The following is a 16,877-nucleotide window of genomic DNA, read 5'->3' as shown; positions in this document are numbered from 1 at the left end:
ATAAGCGCACACATTTTCGATTTCCGCCGCCGCCGTCGGCTTCATTGCGTCAGCGAGCTGATTGAGAGTGATCGCGATAGCTGTCGCCCGGTCGCGCCTTCTGTCACTGGGCGGGAGGCTCGCAGCCTCGCTGGGCATCCCGGCTCCTCTGACACGTACAGGGTCTTCGCGCTGACGGTGCCAAGGAATGCGGAGTGCTCGTGGCTGCACGACATCGTGATCGACGGGAGTAGGTGGACCAGGTAGGTGTCAGCGATTTCCTGGCCGAAGATGCAGGCGATCACGGTGTCGATGATTAGCGGGAGATGGTGGCTGTGCTGCTCGAAGGAGCCGATCGGGAGCACGGCAAGGCGAGGCTGCTGGCCCTGGGCATCCGTACTTGTGGCAGACGGCAGCAGGTTCACGGCACTCCTTAAAGGTCCGCTCCAGGTCGGCTCTTCCTCATCGCATCGAACTCCTTGATCAGCACCGAAACCTTCCCCAGTTTGCGCCAGGACCCCAGGTGGGGAGTGCGGGAGCGGACATGGAGAACGGCTGAACCGACCAGCGCCGACGGGGAGAATTGGCTCATGCCGGGAAGAGGAAGCGGCACCTCGGCGAGCGCGGGGCCTTCTCGAATACTGCGTGTGCCCGAGTGCGCGGTAGCGTCCCCGGTGAGACCAATCGTGGAGGGGACGGTCACCGGATGCCGCGCAACACGGACACCACCTATAGGCAGGAACAGCTCGGCCTGATCCTCGACTTCGCCGGAGTGCTCACAGCCAGCCCGCTCGCTGTCCACCGTGCGTGGTGCGTGTCCGAAGGGCTGGCCCCGGAGGCCTGGCGCAACACCCTCAACGACCACCCCGAGGGTCGGCGCCTGTACACGGCCTTGGAGGTAGGGGAGATAGGGCAGGCAGAGTGGAACGAGGGGACTGCCCCCCTGCTGGGTGCGCACGTAGACCCGGTGAACCTGATGGGCCGAGCGTGGGCCGGGGTACCTGCGGCTCGCCGGATGGCGGCCCTTGCCCGTGCGGCACGGGCTGCGGGTCATCGGGTCGCACTGCTGTCCAACAGCTTCGGCCTGGACCCGTTCAACCCGTACGAACACGTCGGAATCTGGGACCTGTTCGATGTGCACGTCGTCTCCGAGCTGGTCGGCATGGCCAAGCCCGACCCGGCGATCTACCGGCTGACCCTGGACCGCATCGGCCTGCCTCCCGAGCAGTGCGTGTTCGTGGACGATCACGCGGTGAACCTTCCGCCGGCCGCAGAGCTGGGCATCACCACCGTCCACGCCACCGATGAGGACGAGGCCGTAGCGGAGCTTGAGGCCCTTCTGGGGGTCAGCGCGGTTCTTGCCGCGTGACCCCAACTTCCGGCTGATCAAAGGCTGTCGGCCCCGCCACTCCTGCCAGTACCGTCCGTATGAGGCCAATCACACGGAGGTGCTGGAACATGCAGTGGTCGGAGTACACCACCTCTGAGCGGTTGAAGACGCTGCGCGGCGGGATGACCCAAGAGCAGTTAGCGGAAGCCGCCGCCGTGTCCGTGGGCGTGGTCCGCAAGCTGGAACGTGGCGGTACCGCGTCGCTCCCGTCGCTGCTGTCCATAGCCGACGCCCTCGGCACGGACATCGCCGTACTTCTCGGCCAGCAGGCACCCCGCCGGTCCATGGACCGCGACGAGCGGGCCGCGCTTCGGATGGTGTCCGCGGCCACCCATGACGCCGCCATCGGCATCCCCGCCGACGTCGAGCCAGGCACCGTTGAGGAGCTGCGCGCCGCCGTCCGCCGGGCGGACGAGGCCTACTGGGCAGGCCGGTACACCGAGCTTGGGACGCTCCTGGGCCAGCTCCTCCCCGAGGCGAAGGCCCGGTTCGATGCCGCCGACCACGCTGAGCGGGAGGCCGCTGGCGGTGTCTTGATCGACACGTTCCAGACGGCGGGTATGGCCGCCAACGTGCTGGGCTCCCGCGATCTGGCCTACGCGGCGCTGACGTACGGTCGCCAAATCGCGGTGCAGGCCGGGGACGACCTCCGCGACGCCCACCTGGCCGCCACGACGGCGTGGGTCAACCTGCGCGACGGCCGCACCACGCAGGGCTTCGCCCTTGCCGCGGCGCAGGCCGACCGCATCGAGCCCAAGATGAGCGAGCACGACCCCGACCGACTGAGCGTGTACGGGCAGCTCGTCACGAACGCCGCCGTGGCCGCATCGCGAGGCGGTGCGAGCGCGGACAGCGCCCGCGAGTACCTCTCCCAGGCCCACGCCGTGGCTGCCCGCATCGGGGATGAACATGCCCGCGGCGACCACGCCCAGCCGTACGGGCCCATGTACGCCGCCACGCAGGCCATGAGCATCGCCGTGGCACTCGGCGACACCTCCGGCGCGCTGCGCCTCATGGACACCGTCCGCTTGGACGACACCGTGCCACTGGCCACTCGCGCCCGCTACGGCTTGGACGTCGCCCTCACCCACGTGGAGTGCCGCCGCTGGGACGCTGCCGCCGACACCCTCGAAGCCGTCTGCACGATGGCCCCCGGCTGGGTGCGCCACCAGATGCTCCCCGGCGTCATCATCGGCCGGCTCGCCGGAGTCTCCGTCGGGCGTCTCCGCGGTCTCGCCAACGTCGCCGGGGTCCCCCTCGGGGTGCGCTGACCCGCGGTCCAACTACCACGCCCCGTAGCAGTCGGCAGGCCGCCACCTGCCCGACTACTACGGGGCGTTGCACATGCTCGACCGCCGGTCCCCACGCTGCCACGCCCCGTGGTACCGGAACCCGGCACGGACTGTCGGCGCTGCCACGGGCCGTGTCTGGGCCCGCGTACCTCTACGCAGCAGCCTTATGGGCATGCCGAACAACCCGATCGGCGGCCTCGGGCACGTACCCGTCGCCGTCTACACCTGCTCTGCCACCGCCACTGCCGTCCGAGACGGCGAGAAGCGCGGTCGCCACTACGCCGACGCCCGCCACTGGCATGTTGCCGGAGCGTGGTTCGATACCGACCCTGTGGTGCTGCTCGACGAGCGGCCCGGTTGGCAGGCCATAACGACCGCCCTGTCCACCGGGATGATCCGGGGAATCATCGTCAGCTCACTCTCCCATGTCGCTGCCGACACCGCCCAGTTCGCCGGCCTCGGTGTCCTCATCCGAGACCGGGGCGGGTTCCTCGTGCACACCGCTGACGTCGTGCCCCGCCGCACCCTCGGCCAGCTGCAGCGGCGCCGCGATGTCGCCGACGCCTCCTCGGGGTGGTCCCCGTGGGAAGACACGCCACAGGCGGACACCCCATGAACACCGGGCGCCTCTGGTCGACCGCGGCCGGCGACATCGAGCCCGCCCGATGAAGCAGCAATTAGCGGTCCTGGCCTACGTCATCGCTGTCACCGCCGTGGTCCTCGCCCTGGCCATCGCCGGAACCCCGGACTACTGAGACATCGGAGGAGCGACATGACCCGCACTGCGAACCGTGGCTTCAACCACCGGCAGGCGATGAGCGAAGAGTGGTTCCGTACCCGGGTTCTTCCCCGCGTATCCGGCCTGCGGTTCCTCCCCTACCAGGTGCGGCAGATGAGCCGCGAGCACCTTCCCACGATGTTGCGCGACGAGGGCCGGAAGAGCATGGCCCGTATCGCTCGGGATCTGGTGATGGTCTCCGCGCGGTGGCGCTGCCTGCCGTTCCACTACTTCCGCTACGGCGGGTACCGGCGCGAGGTTTCTTCCGAGCGGGCGTGTGCGTACCTGCCGGAGACCGCCTTGTTCCACCGCCTCCTGCCCCGCGTGAACCGGGACACCATCGACCTGGACGACAAGGTGGTCTGCAAGAAGATCCTCGCTTCCGCCGGCATCCCGCAGTCCCCACTGATCGCGAGCGGAAACGGCCGTGCAGGCGTCACCTCCGATGGCGAGGAGGTTCCGCTGGAGGCCGTCCTCGATCACGCTTCCGGCTTCGGGCGCGTGGTGTTCAAGCCCTCCCGCTACTCCAGCGGCGGCTCTGGAGTCGTGATCGTGCGGCCCGGCGAGGACGAGTTCGACCTCGCCGCCTACGCGCAGCGGTGGGGCACCTGGCTGGTCGAGCACCACGTACCGCAGCACCACGACCTGGACGTGCTGAATCCCTACGCGCTCAACACCTTCCGTGTCATCACCCTGCTGACGGACGGCACCGCCGAGGTGCTGTACATGATGCTGAAGCTCGGCGGCGTCGACAGCACGACCGACAACTCGGCCGACGGCGGCTTGCAGATCCGGGTGCACCCCAACGGGGAACTGGACCGCCACGGCTACGACCGGTACCTCAACGCCCAGACGTGCCACCAGGTCAGCACCGTGCCGTTCGCCGGCCACAGGATCGCCCACATCGGAGAGGTCCGTGAGCTGGCCACCCGCTGCGCCCGCCTGTTCCCGCAGGTGCCCTTCATCGGCTGGGACATCGCGGTCACTCCTGGTGGGCCGGTGGTCATCGAGGGGAACAGCAGCCCTTCGCTCGCACACATCCAGCGCACCCATGGCGGTGTCGCTCCGGATCTCGTCCCGGCGCTCCGCGCCGTGATGGATCGCCCGATCATCTGACAAAGGAGTTCTCGTGGAAGACCTGAAGATGCAGGCCCGCGCCGCAGCCGCCGGCCTCCTCGACACCCTCCAGTCCATGCCCGAGGTCCAGGCGCTCTACGTCCTCTCCTCCTCGGCCGTCGCGCCCAACAACGTCACACGATTCAGCACCGACTCCGATTTCGACCTCGCCGTCGTCCTCGACGTCCCGCTCAAGGAGGACGAGTGGAGGCCGTCACCGGCGGACACGTACGCCCTGGTCCGCGAACGGCTCCCCGCCTGGGTCCCCGAGTTCAGCTTCTACCTGCCGGTTCCCTGGGGGCGCATGGAGGTCAACGTCCACCAGCTCCTGTTCCAGTACGAGGCCGACCCGCGCACGACGTGGAACAGCGACAAGTGCGACGCCTACGCGAACAAGGGCGAACCGCTGCTCGACCGCGAGAACGCCTTCGAGGCGCTGATCTTCCGCAAGACGAAAGAGCAGCTCTGGCGGCTGGAGGGCGAGACCCGCCGGCTCCACAACCGGATCACCTGGGACGTGCGCGAGATCCCCCTGCGCATGGCGCGTCGCGTCGGGACACCCACCGGCCACTTCGTCTTGTCGGGCGCCTTGGACGAGATCGTGGACTGGCTGTACGCCCGCTCGGGCCGGCTGCTGCCGAACATGAAGTGGAAGCTCCACTCCCTCGGCGCACTGGGCCTGATCAGCACCGAGCAGGAAAACCTTCTGATCGAGGCCCAGCAGTGCGACCCCCTGTCGATGGTCGACCTGGAGCGCCGGTGCGAGGCCCTGGAGGCGTTCTGCCGCTCGGCCGGAATGGACCTGAGCACCCGGGCCATCGAGACCGTGCGCAAGGCGTACCAGCGGGCCAACCACCACATTCTCGGGGAACACGCATCGGTCTTCGTTGACCGTCCCTTCCCCCGATTCGTCTCCTGAGGTGAGTACGACGATTCCAATTAGACGCTGTTGTCAGCGCGTCAGTACGCTGCGTGATCCGCTCACCCAGGAGGAACGATGGCGATCAAGGTCCACAACACACTGACCGGACGGACGGAGGATTTCCGCCCCGAGCGGGAGACCGAGGTGCGGATGTTCGTGTGCGGACCTACCGTCTACGGCCCCAGCCACGTCGGGCACGCGAAGACGTACACGCAGTTCGACTTCATCGCCGCGTACCTGGAAGCGAGCGGCTACAAGGTCACCTACCTCCAGAACATCACCGACGTGGACGACAAGATCATCCGGCGTTCCCGGGAGGAGAACGTGCCTCCGGAGGACATCGCGGCCCTGTTCGAGAAGCAGTACCTGGAGGACATGGCCGCGCTGGGGAACACCCGCGTCGACATCCACGCACGGGCGCACGACCACATCGACGCGATCGTGGACCAGGTCAAGAGGCTCATCGCCCGCGGCCACGCCTACCAGCTCGATGACGGCTGGTACTTCGACCTCGCCTCGTTCCCTGGATACGGCAAGCTCTCCGGCCGCACCGATCTGCGCCCCGAGGACTCGGTCTCGCGGATCGACGACCACTCCAAGAAGCGCAGCCCGGGCGACTTCGCTCTGTGGAAGGGACGCAAGGACGGTGAACCGTTCTGGGACACCGAACTGGGGCCGGGCCGACCGGGCTGGCACATCGAGGACACCGCGATCACGGAGACGTTCTTCGGGCCCTCCTACGACCTGCACGGCGGCGCCGTCGACCTCATCTTCCCCCACCACGAAGCCGAGGTGGCCCAGATGGAGGCCGCCTCCGGCATCGAGCCCCTGGCCCGCTACTGGATGCACACCGGTCTCCTGCGCGTCGACGGCGACAAGATGTCGAAGAGCACCGGGAACTTCCTCACCATCCGCGACGCGCTCGCCCGCACGGACTCCCGCACCCTGCGGTACGCGTTCCTCTCCCAGCACTACCGCTCCTCCATGGAGCTGAACGACTCCACGCTGGAGCAGGCCCGTGCGGCACGCCGCCGGATCGAGAACTTCGCCCGGACCATCGACCCCGCGCACACAGACAGCCCGGCGAACACCTCACGTGCCGACGCCACCTGGAAGGAGATGCGGGAGCACCTGGACGACGACTTCGACACCCCAGGCGCCCTGGCCGTCCTCTTCCAGTTCATCCGCGAGCAGAACCGCACGCAGGAACCGTCCGGGCCGGCCTCCCTGCGGCTGATCCAGGACGTCAACGACCTCTTCGGAACCTTCGACATCGCCAGCGCCGACCAGGGCGACACCGCTGTCGACGACCTCGTCAAGGAACGCGACCGGCTCCGCGCAGCGAGGAACTTCGCCGAGGCCGACGCGATCCGCGACCAGCTCATCAAGCAGGGCATCACCCTCGAAGACTCGCCCGAAGGCACCCGCTGGTGGAAGGAAAAGACCCAATGACCTGGAAGACCCGGTTACCCCTTCTCGCAGAGAGCGTCATCCCCCTCAGCCTCTGCGGTGCCCTGATGGACCACGTGAAGAGCGAGACCGCCCAGCCGCGCACCTTCCAGGGCGTCGTCGACGAGACGCTGCGCAAGAGCGAGTACGTGGAGATCCCGCGGGCGCTGGAGGAAGCGGTCATCGCCCACTGCGTCCCCTACATCCGCGACCACTTCCAGGCCGTTCCGAAGCGGATACCGACCCAGCCGGCGGTCGTGTACCGCTACGGTCCCGGCGTCGGGTTCGTGGCGCACCACGACGAGGTCACCGACGTCGAGCGCGAGCGGGCCCGGACCAACGGACAGCCCGTCGTCGGCGGCGACCTCACCCTGCTCGTCTGGCTCAACACACGGGACTCCTACTCCGGGGGCGAGCTGTTCTTCGAGAGCCCGGCCCAGGAGATCAAGCCTCCGTGCGGCACCCTGGTCGCCTTCCCGGCCACCCGCGACCACATCCACGGCGTACGGCCGATCACGCGGGGAGAGCGCATCACCCTCGTCATCCGCACCAACGCCGAGAGCCTTTAGGGACGGGAGCGTTCCCGGCTGCCGAAGTGGGCATTGCATCGACAGGTGGTCATACCCCGTCGGGGGTCAGCGCCGAACTGCGCTGGCCCCCGACGGGGATTGCTATTTCTGGTCCGGCGAGATGCGCTCGGGCCCAGGGGGCACTTTAGGCGCGGCCGGGACATGATTGGCTGCCTACTGGGCGATCTGCCGCAGCCAGGTGTCGCAGGTGGTCCTCACTGCAGATTCCGTGTCTGCCACGTCGATGCCACTTTGGGCAGGGCAGTCATCTCTTGGCCGAGGGCGGCGAGGATCTGCGCTTCCTTGGCCGGGTCCACTCCGTGCTCGTCCCACCGCGGGTGTTCGACCGGCCGGCCATCTGCCTGCATCCACGCCCAGGTGTCGGCAATGGTGTCGGCGAGCGGACGGCAGCGGAGCCCAGCCGCCGCGGCACGAGAGGCATCGACGGACCACACCCCGGGGTGGGTGCGCCACAGCGGAAGCTCCGTCCACTGCTTCACACCGTGCGCGGTGAGCGTCGCCGCATCGGCCCACACCGGGCTGCCGGTGCTACCGGTGACGGCCAGGCACTCAGCGATGAAGCCAGCCCAGCTGATTCCCTCGGGGTGGGCGATGTTGAACGCCTGGCCGGGGCGATCGGTGCCAGCGGCCTGATCGACGGCGAAGGCCGCGACGTCCCGTACGTCCACGGGCTGGATCATCTGAGTGGCCGGCGCCGGGGCGACGATCGGCCCGCCGCGCTGGGCACGCGTGAGCCACCAGGGGAGGCGGCCGACATACTCGCCCGGTCCCAAGATCACTCCGGGCCGCAGGAACACCGCGTCGTCCCCGAAGGCGGCGCGCACAGCAGCCTCTCCGCCAGCCTTCTGGAACCCGTACTTCGTTGGACTGCCATCGGCGCCTGTGTGCCCGAACGACTCATCGGCGTCCGACGGGCACTCCAACAGCGGGGAGTCCTCGGTGAGTGGGTGGTGCGGCCACCCCTCATAGACGGAGACCGTGGAGACGTGCACCCACCGGGCTGCGGCCGGCCGCAGGAGGTCGGTGGCGAGGAGCACGTCACGGGGCGGGAACTCGCTGCTGGACGTGTCGATCACGGCATCCCACGGTCCTCGGGAGGCCAACCGCTTCAGATCATCGGCACTCGTCCGGTCACCCCGGACGGTATCTGAACCCTCGACCGCGCCGGAGCGGCCCCGGTTGAACGTCGTTACCTCCCAGCCGCGTCGAAGCGCGTCGTCAACGATCGCCCGACCAAGGAACCAGGTGCCGCCCATCACCAAAATCCGCATGGGGGCGACCCTGCCACGAACGACAACGCGACACCATCCCGCCTCTGATCTTGTGTGGCCGAGCCTGGCGGTAATTCGGATCGGCGAGGTCCCGACCGTTGCTACCGTCGATTCGAAATCCCCATCCCACTCGCTGGATAAAAAGGATCTTCCTCATGCATGACGCCCGCGCCCTGATTGAAATGGGTGCCGAAGCAGTTCGTCGGCTCGCTCGTCGCGGTTACTCCCTGGACCTGTCCCGGCTGGAAGACCTCCAGTCCCGGCGCAACCAGAGCATCCGCTCAGCCGACGAGCTGCGGGCGGAGGCCAAGCGGGTGGCCAGCGAGGTCCAGCAGACGGCCAAGCAGGGCGGCGACATCTCCAAGCTGAAGGAGCGCGCCCGCGAGCTGAAGGACCAGATCCGGGACATCGAGACCGAGCAGGAGCAGGTCCAGCAGGAGCTGAGCGAGCTCCTCCTGACCATCCCGAACCTGCCTGACGACGCGGCCCCGGACGGCGACTCGGAGGAGTTCGCGGTCGAGGTCCGACGTGTCGGTACCCCGCCGGCCTTCTCCTTCGAGCCGAAGGACCACGTCGACCTCGGCGAGGGCACCGGCATCCTCGACTTCGCCCGCGCCACGAAGCTGTCGGGCCCCCGCTTCGCGGTCTCCCGCGGCGCCGGCGCCGCGCTGGAGCGCGCCCTGGCGACGCTCTTCCTCGACATTCACACCCGTCGCCACGGGTACGTCGAGCACGCGGTCCCGTACCTGGTCACCCGCAAGACGATGACCGGCACCGGGCAGCTGCCGAAGTTCGAGGAGGACCTGTTCAAGACCGGCGTCGCCGACCGTGAGCTGTTCCTCATCCCGACGGCCGAGGTACCGCTGACCAACCTCTACGCCGAAGAGATCATCCCGCCGGCCGACCTGCCGCTGGCCCTGACCGCGCACACGCCGTGCTTCCGGTCCGAGGCGGGCTCGTACGGTCGTGACACACGCGGTCTGATCCGCCAGCACCAGTTCGCCAAGGTCGAGATCGTCCAGATGGTCGACCCCGCGGACGCGGACGCCACGCTGGAGACGATGGTCGGCCACGCCGAGGCGTGCCTGAAGGAGCTCGGCCTCGCCTACCGCGTCGTCAAGCTGGCCGCCGGTGACACGGGCTTCTCCGCCCAGCTCACGTACGACATCGAGGTCTGGATCCCGAGCCAGAACACGTACCGCGAGATCTCCTCGGTCTCGAACTTCGGCACCTTCCAGGCCCGTCGCGCGAACATCCGCACCCGAGGCGAGGACGGCAAGCCCAAGCTCGTCGCCACCCTCAACGGCTCAGGACTGCCCATCGGCCGCACCGTGGCCGCGCTCCTCGAGCAGTGCCAGCAGCAGGACGGCTCCCTCGTCCTTCCCGAGTCCCTCTTCCCGTACCTCGGCTTCCGCCGTATCTCGGCGGACGGAACACCGGAGGCATAGCGCGCTCGTCGGACGGGTGTGGTCGCGCGGAGATGGCCGGGGCCCCAGGCGTCGACGTAGCAACTTTCTCGGGCTGCACTGCGCAGAGCGGACGGCGGCTGGGAGGCTCTCCCAGCCGCCGTCCGAGTTCCCTGCATGGGCGCCTTGTCCCTGTGATCAGTCGTGCGGGAGGAACCTGTCGGCTCCCGCAGCGACGATGACGCCCAACCGGTCGTACTCGATCAGGTCTTCGTCGGTCATGAGGGCGGCGAGGGTTCGGTGGTGCTTGACGGCGTACCCGAGCAGGAGCTCTGCCAGTGTGGTCGCGGCTGCCTCTGCCTCTGCCTCCGCTTGGGCTTCGGGGTTGTCGACGTGGACGCCTGCGGCCTGGAGTTCTTCGATGGTGGCGTTGCGGACGATGGCCTGCTCCTCCTCGGTGAAGAGGCGTCCGTCGAGGTGGCGGAAGACGAGGGAATCCGCCGGGCGCTTGAAATCTGTGTCGAACAGCAGGGCCATGACGTCAGGGCGAGGGGTGACTGCGGGCATGGAGGTGCTCCTCAAGTGGGTTGGTTAGGTACCTGTATCGATGGTCTGGAGAATCCCCGGTTTGGCTGACCGGGGATCGTCGGCTATATCTGTCGGCCCTGTCGTGCGCACACGAGCGGGTTTGTATGTGCGCTTCGCCCCGGCTATCGCCCTGGTAGCGGCGCACCGCGTCGGCTGGTCGGACTGTCATGTATGGAGGGCCCGGACTGGCGGAGGGCGGAGCGCGAGGCGCCGAGTGCGGCGCTCGGAGCTCATCGGCGGGGACGGTTCGGCGGGGTCGCGGGCACGGTGGGCGGCTGCGTGCCGTGCCCAGGCTGGCCGATCCACGATGCCGTGGTGCGCCGGCGGGCGGCTTCGGCGCGGGGGTTTGAGCTGGGGTTGCGACTGGTGTGCTGGAGGCGGGTGATCAGGACGCGGGCCGGTTGGCGGGCTGTGCCCAGTTCGCGCTGGGCTGCGGCCTCCTTCAGGAGCTGGTGGGGTTGGTGGCCGCCGGCTTCCGCGTCGGCCAGGAGTGCGGCGAGGGCGGGCCAACTGGGGTCGGTGAGGATCCGTTCGGCCTGGTCGGGGACGGCGGCGCGTACGTCGTGTGCGAGGGTGCGGCGGGTTTCCTCCCTCGGCTGACGCTGTTCGAGTACGACGAGCGTGGGTGTGAGGGCTTGCTCGGCGGCTGCCTGCAGGTGGTGGAGGGCCTGGCGGGCGGCGTCGGCCTGGTGAGTGTGGCCCTTGGCCTCGTGCCAGCGGCCGGCGATGATTCCGGCCCACAGGAGGGCTGCGATGAGGGCTGCGAGGGCGCTGCCGTCGGGGCCGGTGGCGGTGTGGACGATGTCGCGGGCCGCATGGCGGATGGCGTGGGCGGCACGGTCTTCCGCCCGGACCTGGGAGCGCTGGGCGCGCGCGAACGCCTTCGATGCCGCCTGGAGTCCGGCGCGGAGGTGGGTGGGGGCTTTCTGGGCGGTTGCTTCAAGGAGTTCGCCGAGGGCAGTGATGTGGGCCTGGGCGTGGGTGTCGTCGGTGAGGTCGGTGCGGAAGGTATCGAGGGCTTCGGTGGCCTGGTGCCAGGCGGTGGCGGGCTGGTTGCGGCGGGCGGTGGGGTGTTCTTCCGGCTGGCCGCCTTCGAGGCGGTCGCGGAGTTTGGGGAGGGTGAGGTCAGGGGCGATCTTCCCGCCAGGGTGGAAGACCTGTTCGCCGTCCTTGTTGAGGTCACCGGGGCGGCCTGCGGCGTAGCCAAGGAGGTCTCCGGAGGGGCCGCGCCGGGCCTGGACCGCGATCCCGTCGGCTTCCAGGTAGGCGAGGAGTTCCTCGGCCGTGCGGGCGTGGGGGATGGCGGCGCGGATGCGGTCCTGGAGCCATTCACGGCTGGTCTGCTCCCAACCGAGGCGCTGGGCCTTGTGCATCTCGGCCTGGCTGGGGGCGCGGGTCCCGGTGCGGTCGCCCTTCTTCAAGCGGCGCAGGCCGTAGTCCTTCTCGATCTGCCGGCAGGCGTCGCCGACGCGGATGCCGCTGTCGTGGAGCTTGGGCCGGCGGCCGTCCTCGCGGACGGTGGTGGCGAGGATGTGGATGTGGTTGTCGGCGTGGCGTACGGCGATCCAGCGGCAGGCCAGGTCGTCGCCTTCAGGGGCGATGCCGGCCGCGGCGACGATGCGCTGGGCGATCTCGCCCCACTCGGCGTCGGAGAGGTGGCGGTCCTCGGGGGCGGTGCGGACGGGGCAGTGCCAGACGTGGTCGGTGATCGTCCTGCCGAACTCGCTGTTGCGGAGCCGGACGGGTTCGTCGAGGTAGCGGGCGAGCTGGGTGAGGGTGGCGTTCTCGTCGCGGCCGGGGTCGGGCATGGCGAGCATGGCAAAGCCGGCCACGATGTGCGGGTCCGTGTGCTCGTCGTGGCGGCCGGGGCCGTAGAGGTAGGCGAGCAGTCCGCGGGTGTTGGCGCCGGAGGGCTTGATGGCAGCTATCACGGCTGTCGGACCTCCCTCGGGTCGGCGGGCTCGCGCAGGGTCTCGGCGATCAGGACGAGGAGGTCGTGGAGGTCGTCGAGGCGCTGGCGTATGTCGGGCGGGGTGAGGTCGCTGTTCAGGGCGCGGGCGATCTGGTTGATGTTGACGCCGATGCGGTTGCACTGGCGCAGGACCTGGGCGCGGAAGACGTGCGTGCGGCGCCGGTCCTCGGACAGGGGCAGGTTGGCGGTGAACCGCCCGTTGATGAAGGCGAGGACGATGTCGGCGGCGAAGCCGGATTCGCCCTTGTAGCCGTGCTTGGCGGCGGCTTCTTGGAGGCGGGGGCGTTCGTCGTCGGTGAAGCGCAGCGGGCCGACGCGGTCGCCGCGCTTGTTGCCGGTGAAGCGGCGGATCGTGGGCTGGACGCTCTTGACCGTCGGCTCGCCGGCGGCAGGCGCGGTGCTGCGTTCGGCCTGGAGGGTCTCGCGCTGGACAGCGTGGAGCGTGTCCTGGTCGGGGCTGCCCTCGGACCCGACCTCACGGTCCGGCGCCCCCTGGCGCTGGGCCGTCTCCGCCACCCCCGGGGCGGAGATCCACGAAGACCGGCCTTGAGTCGGACTCGGGGTACTACTGGCTCCGCCAGGGGCAGTCATCCCGAACGCGCGTCGCCAACGGTCTGTCAGCCTAGGCGACTTCGTGCTCGCTGTGCCGGTGTCATCGGGGGCAGGGGCGAGGTGGTGCGGGTCGTGCACGGGGTCTCCATCTCGGGGCGTGGCTAGGGGAGGCTTGCGGCTTCGGAATCAGGGGTGGGAATGCTGGGCGCGGCCGGGAATGGGGCCTTGGGCTGGTTCTTGAACGTGCGGACGATCCGTCCGACGTCGTCGCTGGCGACGGTGTAGCCGGCGGCGCGTACAGCGTTCTCCACCCGGTCGCGGGAGACGCTTCCGGTCTCCTCGTACAGGCGGCGAGTGAAGCCGAGGATGGCCTCCTCGGTGGCGCGGGGTTTGCGGTCCTCCTGCCCCTTCCCGGGCGCCCGTTTTCGCGTGCGCCTGCCCGGGGCGCTGCCAGAGGTGAGGCCCGTGGGCGGTGGGCTGCCGTCGGGCGGGCGGACCCCGGACTCCGCCCGTGAGGGCGGCCCGGTAGCCGCGCGGGCGGGTTGCGGGCGGGGCGTGTCCGCTGCCCGTGGTGCCGTTTGCGGGCGGGCAGCTTGGTGGGCATCTTCGCTGCCCGCATCCGACGGTTGCGACGGGTGTGTGTGGCGCCTGGCTTTCTGTTCTCCCGGGGAAGCGACGGGCGGGCGGCTGGGCCCGAAGTCGCGGGCAGGGTGGGGGGTCGGGGGGTGCCAGCGTGGTGGCAGGGTGAGGGAGGCGAGGGCGAGGGCTTGTTTGCGGGTGGCGAGCTTGCGCAGCAGCAGCTCGTCCTGGAGCGGGTCGCCGTCGACGTCGGCGCGTTCCAGGGCCTGGTGCAGGCGATCGGCCAGGCGTCGCCCGCGTCGCTTTCCGTGCTGCTGGTCGGTCATCGTCGCGGCGCGGAGGATCAAAGTGACGGCTTTACTTAGGGCGCGCTCGCGGATGAGTCGGGCGGCGTCCGCGTCCTGGTCGGCGATGCCCAACCGGGCCAGGATGCGTTCGCGTGCTTGCCGGACCAGGACCGCGGCCAGGCTGTGCGAGGCGGCCTGGGGTGTGCGGTGGCGCAGTTCGATGCCCATGGCCAGGTGCCACAGCATCGCTGCCATGACTGGGCCTACGAAGGCGCGCACGGTGCCGCCGACGAGCCCGAACTCGGCGTAGGCGGGGATGATCTGCACTGCGGTGATCACCCAGACCAGGACGCCGGGCACGCCCGGCGCCCGCGTCGGACCGTTCAGGTTCTGGCGTGCCATCAGCGCGGTGGCGAACAGGGCCAGCTCGGCGGTGGCGAACATGAAGGCGCGCTCGACGGTGCTGCCCATGGCCAGATAGTTGGCGGCGAACCGCCAGCTGGTGTCGGCGCTGTAGGCGGTGCAGCCGACCGCGGCCAGCGCGGCGATGGTGACGGCGGGGGATCGGGTCTTGCGGCTGCCGCCGTTTCGGTGCGTGCCTTGCTTTGTAAGTCGCCTGATCAGCAGTGCGGAGCAGGCCAGTGCGAGGGCGATGCCCGCGAGGGACGTGGCGTTCCAGTGCCCGAGTGAGTGCAGGGCGGGTGGTGTCATGCAGGGATCTCCGGAGACCCGCCCGCGCTATGCGGGCGCGCGCGGGCGGTGTGGTGAGGGCGATGAGGTGGGAGGGCGGCGCCGGTGGCGGAGTGGCCGGGGCTACGAGGCCAGGGGGACGCGGTAGCGCGGACGAACCGGAGCGGGAACCGCGTGTGGGCAGGTGGCTCAGCGCCTGGCGGAGCGAGCGGGCCCCGTACGGGGGACGCCGATGGTGCCCGCCACGGGGGCAGGGCGCGGTGCAGCCGCCTGCCGGGCGGGGGTTGCGGCGGCGAGATCGAAGCGGCCCGGGTGGGGTACGGCGCGTGGGGTGTTTCCCCGCGCGGCGCCGTCGGGGCCTGTGCGTCGCATGCGGCAGGGGGTGCCTGTGTGGGCGTGGCACCACGGGCACGGGACGCTGAGAGCGTCGGGCAGTCCCGCGGCGGTGTCGGCTTCCCGGCCGGCACGAGTGGGCCGGTAGGGCGCGAGCTGGGCACGTGCCGCTGGAGGGATGACGGATCCGACGGAGCGCAGGCGGGCCTCGACGTCGGGGTGCGGGCCGGCGGTGAGCTCGTGGAGGGTGGACGGCGCGGCCGCGCCGACCGCTACGGCGCGCCGGTTGCCGCGCAGTTCGGACAGCCACTCGGGCAGGTTGTCCGGGTCGGCGACTGGTAGGGGATCAGTGTGCCGCTCCAGGCGGTCGCGGCGGTAGGCGTCCCACCGGCGGGCGACATCCACCGGCAGGATCCGAAATCCGGAGGTGCGGGTGTGTGCCCTTACCGCTTCGCGGACGTCCCAGCCTTCGGCGGTGAAGGGCACCTCGGCCAAGATCTCGTGCCACTGGGCGATCTGGTCACGGGCAGTGCCGCTGTCCGTGTGGGCGGTGCGCGTGTCGAGGTGTCCGACGTAGGCGAGCAGGATGGCGATCTCTCGGAGGTCCAGGGTAGTTATTCCGTTCCGGTAGGGGTGTCGTGGGCTTCGAGTTCGGTGAGGGCGTCGAGCAGGGCGGTGGTGTGCTGTTCGGCGCGGGTCCTTCCGGTCGCAGGACCGGTGGAGGCGCCGCCTGGCAGGGAGCGCAGGTGCGGGCGGCCAGGAGCGGGAGTGTGTTCGCGGGTGATCCACTCGCGCCAGTCGGCGGACCAGGCGGCGGCGGTGCGCGGTCCCCAGACCGCCCGGTAGTTGCGCCACTTCTCGTCAGCCGCTCGCAGGGCGGGCTCGCCGAGGCGGTCGAGGTGGCCCTGTTGCCGCAGCCACGTCTGGGTGGCGTCGTCGATGTGCCACTGGGCGGCGGGGATGAGCGGAGAGCTGCTGCTCTTACTACCGTTCATCTTTGGTTCTCTACTGTTCTGGGGGTCGGATTCCGGTCCCCTGCCGGGTTGGAATCCGGTCCCCCCAGGGGTTGGATTCCGGTCCCCAGGGCCGGTTTCAGGCCCCCCTTCAAGTGGCTTCGACGGGCCGGATTCCGGCCCGGTGGGGGCCGGATCCCGGTCCCTCGCTGTGGCCTGCTCGGCGAGGAACCGGGCCGCATCGGGGAGGTGGTAGTACCTCTCGCCGCGAGGGCCCTTGCGATCCTCGATCCACACCAGCTCGCCGCTGGCGATCAGCTTGTCGAGGGCGTCCCGCACGGCGCTGCGGGACGCGTTGGCCCGCTTCATGAGGGCGGGGACCGAGGCGTACGCGATGCAGCGGCCATCGACGCATCGGTCGGCGATCAGCACGAGGATCAGGCGGGCGGTGCCCTTGCTGCGGCTGTGGTCCCACACCCATGCGCGGGCGTCGTGACTCATCGGGTGGCGGCTCCTTGGTGCGGGCGGGCAGGGGGTAGCCCGCTTCGGGTGGGGGAGGGGAGGGTGCGGTGTGACGGTTGCGGCCTGCGGGCGTGCGGCGCTGGCAGCTTCGCTCCCCGGCCTTGGAGTGCCGGGGCTTGCCGTGTCCCCCGGGGATCAGCGTTCGGGGTGCATGGACAAGACAGCCACATTGGTTCGCGCAAGTCCAGCATTCCACCGACAAAGCAAA

The 16,877-nt window shown here is 69.7% G+C and carries 16 protein-coding genes; 8 read left to right on the top strand and 8 right to left on the bottom strand.

All coding sequences use genetic code 11. From position 1 onward, the window contains the following. Positions 1 to 41: 41 nt before the first annotated feature. Positions 42 to 404 carry a creatininase family protein gene (locus MTF69_RS03410; RefSeq protein ID WP_243330563.1) on the bottom strand — a complete coding sequence of 121 codons (363 nt, stop codon included), beginning with the start codon at positions 402 to 404 and terminating at the stop codon, positions 42 to 44. Between the two features lie 281 nt (positions 405 to 685). Here MTF69_RS03410 and MTF69_RS03405 point away from each other — a divergent pair, with 281 nt between their 5' ends. The 7 genes from MTF69_RS03405 (at position 686) to MTF69_RS03375 (ending at position 7,495) form a co-directional block, all read left to right on the top strand. Further along, positions 686 to 1,348, top strand: a complete 663-nt coding sequence (locus tag MTF69_RS03405; protein WP_243330562.1) for an HAD-IA family hydrolase — start codon at positions 686 to 688, stop codon at positions 1,346 to 1,348. An 89-nt stretch (positions 1,349 to 1,437) separates the two neighbouring features. Further along, positions 1,438 to 2,640: a helix-turn-helix domain-containing protein gene (locus MTF69_RS03400; protein ID WP_243330561.1), complete on the top strand. Its 1,203-nt coding sequence runs from the start codon at positions 1,438 to 1,440 to the stop codon at positions 2,638 to 2,640. 193 nt (positions 2,641 to 2,833) lie between these two features. After that, positions 2,834 to 3,277 carry a hypothetical protein gene (locus MTF69_RS03395; protein WP_243330560.1) on the top strand — a complete coding sequence of 148 codons (444 nt, stop codon included), beginning with the start codon at positions 2,834 to 2,836 and terminating at the stop codon, positions 3,275 to 3,277. Between the two features lie 156 nt (positions 3,278 to 3,433). Continuing rightward, on the top strand, positions 3,434 to 4,555 hold the full coding sequence (locus MTF69_RS03390; RefSeq protein ID WP_243330559.1) for a sugar-transfer associated ATP-grasp domain-containing protein: 1,122 nt from the start codon (positions 3,434 to 3,436) through the stop codon (positions 4,553 to 4,555). Positions 4,556 to 4,568: 13 nt separating this feature from the next. Then, entirely contained in the window at positions 4,569 to 5,474 is a 906-nt protein-coding gene (locus tag MTF69_RS03385; RefSeq protein ID WP_243330558.1) for a hypothetical protein, read from the top strand. A gap of 78 nt (positions 5,475 to 5,552) precedes the next feature. Continuing rightward, positions 5,553 to 6,929: a cysteine--tRNA ligase gene (cysS, locus tag MTF69_RS03380; RefSeq protein WP_243330557.1), complete on the top strand. Its 1,377-nt coding sequence runs from the start codon at positions 5,553 to 5,555 to the stop codon at positions 6,927 to 6,929. Then, a complete protein-coding gene (locus MTF69_RS03375; protein WP_243330556.1) occupies positions 6,926 to 7,495 on the top strand; it encodes a 2OG-Fe(II) oxygenase in 570 nt (189 codons plus the stop codon). The genes cysS and MTF69_RS03375 overlap by 4 nt, the downstream gene beginning before the upstream one ends. 215 nt (positions 7,496 to 7,710) lie before the next feature. On the opposite strand, the gene MTF69_RS03370 is transcribed toward MTF69_RS03375, so the two are convergent. Further along, positions 7,711 to 8,787, bottom strand: coding sequence for an NAD-dependent epimerase/dehydratase family protein (locus MTF69_RS03370; RefSeq protein WP_243330555.1), 1,077 nt, complete (start codon positions 8,785 to 8,787; stop codon positions 7,711 to 7,713). Positions 8,788 to 8,942: 155 nt separating this feature from the next. Here MTF69_RS03370 and serS point away from each other — a divergent pair, with 155 nt between their 5' ends. Next, entirely contained in the window at positions 8,943 to 10,235 is a 1,293-nt protein-coding gene (gene serS / locus MTF69_RS03365; RefSeq protein ID WP_243330553.1) for a serine--tRNA ligase, read from the top strand. Positions 10,236 to 10,391: 156 nt separating this feature from the next. Here the strand turns inward: serS and MTF69_RS03360 are convergent, their stop codons facing one another. From MTF69_RS03360 to MTF69_RS03335, 6 genes are all read right to left on the bottom strand, one after another. Beyond that, the gene (locus MTF69_RS03360; RefSeq protein WP_243330552.1) at positions 10,392 to 10,760 is read right to left on the bottom strand and encodes a hypothetical protein; all 369 of its coding nucleotides are present in this window, start codon (positions 10,758 to 10,760) and stop codon (positions 10,392 to 10,394) included. 251 nt (positions 10,761 to 11,011) lie between these two features. Next, entirely contained in the window at positions 11,012 to 12,712 is a 1,701-nt protein-coding gene (locus MTF69_RS03355; RefSeq protein WP_243330551.1) for a relaxase/mobilization nuclease domain-containing protein, read from the bottom strand. Further along, positions 12,709 to 13,269 (bottom strand): plasmid mobilization relaxosome protein MobC, encoded by a 561-nt coding sequence (mobC, locus tag MTF69_RS03350; protein ID WP_243330550.1) that lies wholly within the window; start codon positions 13,267 to 13,269, stop codon positions 12,709 to 12,711. The genes MTF69_RS03355 and mobC overlap by 4 nt, the downstream gene beginning before the upstream one ends. A 197-nt stretch (positions 13,270 to 13,466) precedes the next feature. Next, positions 13,467 to 14,882, bottom strand: a complete 1,416-nt coding sequence (locus MTF69_RS03345) for a hypothetical protein (protein WP_243330548.1) — start codon at positions 14,880 to 14,882, stop codon at positions 13,467 to 13,469. A 168-nt stretch (positions 14,883 to 15,050) separates the two neighbouring features. Then, on the bottom strand, positions 15,051 to 15,803 hold the full coding sequence (locus tag MTF69_RS03340) for a hypothetical protein (protein ID WP_243331339.1): 753 nt from the start codon (positions 15,801 to 15,803) through the stop codon (positions 15,051 to 15,053). Positions 15,804 to 15,808: 5 nt separating this feature from the next. After that, a complete protein-coding gene (locus tag MTF69_RS03335; RefSeq protein ID WP_243330547.1) occupies positions 15,809 to 16,648 on the bottom strand; it encodes a helix-turn-helix domain-containing protein in 840 nt (279 codons plus the stop codon). Positions 16,649 to 16,877: the final 229 nt, after the last annotated feature.

This window comes from Streptomyces sp. AP-93, from assembly GCF_022808175.1.
GTDB lineage: Bacteria > Actinomycetota > Actinomycetes > Streptomycetales > Streptomycetaceae > Streptomyces.
Note: the sequence above shows the minus strand (reverse complement) of the source record. Positions and strands in the feature narration are given on the sequence as shown.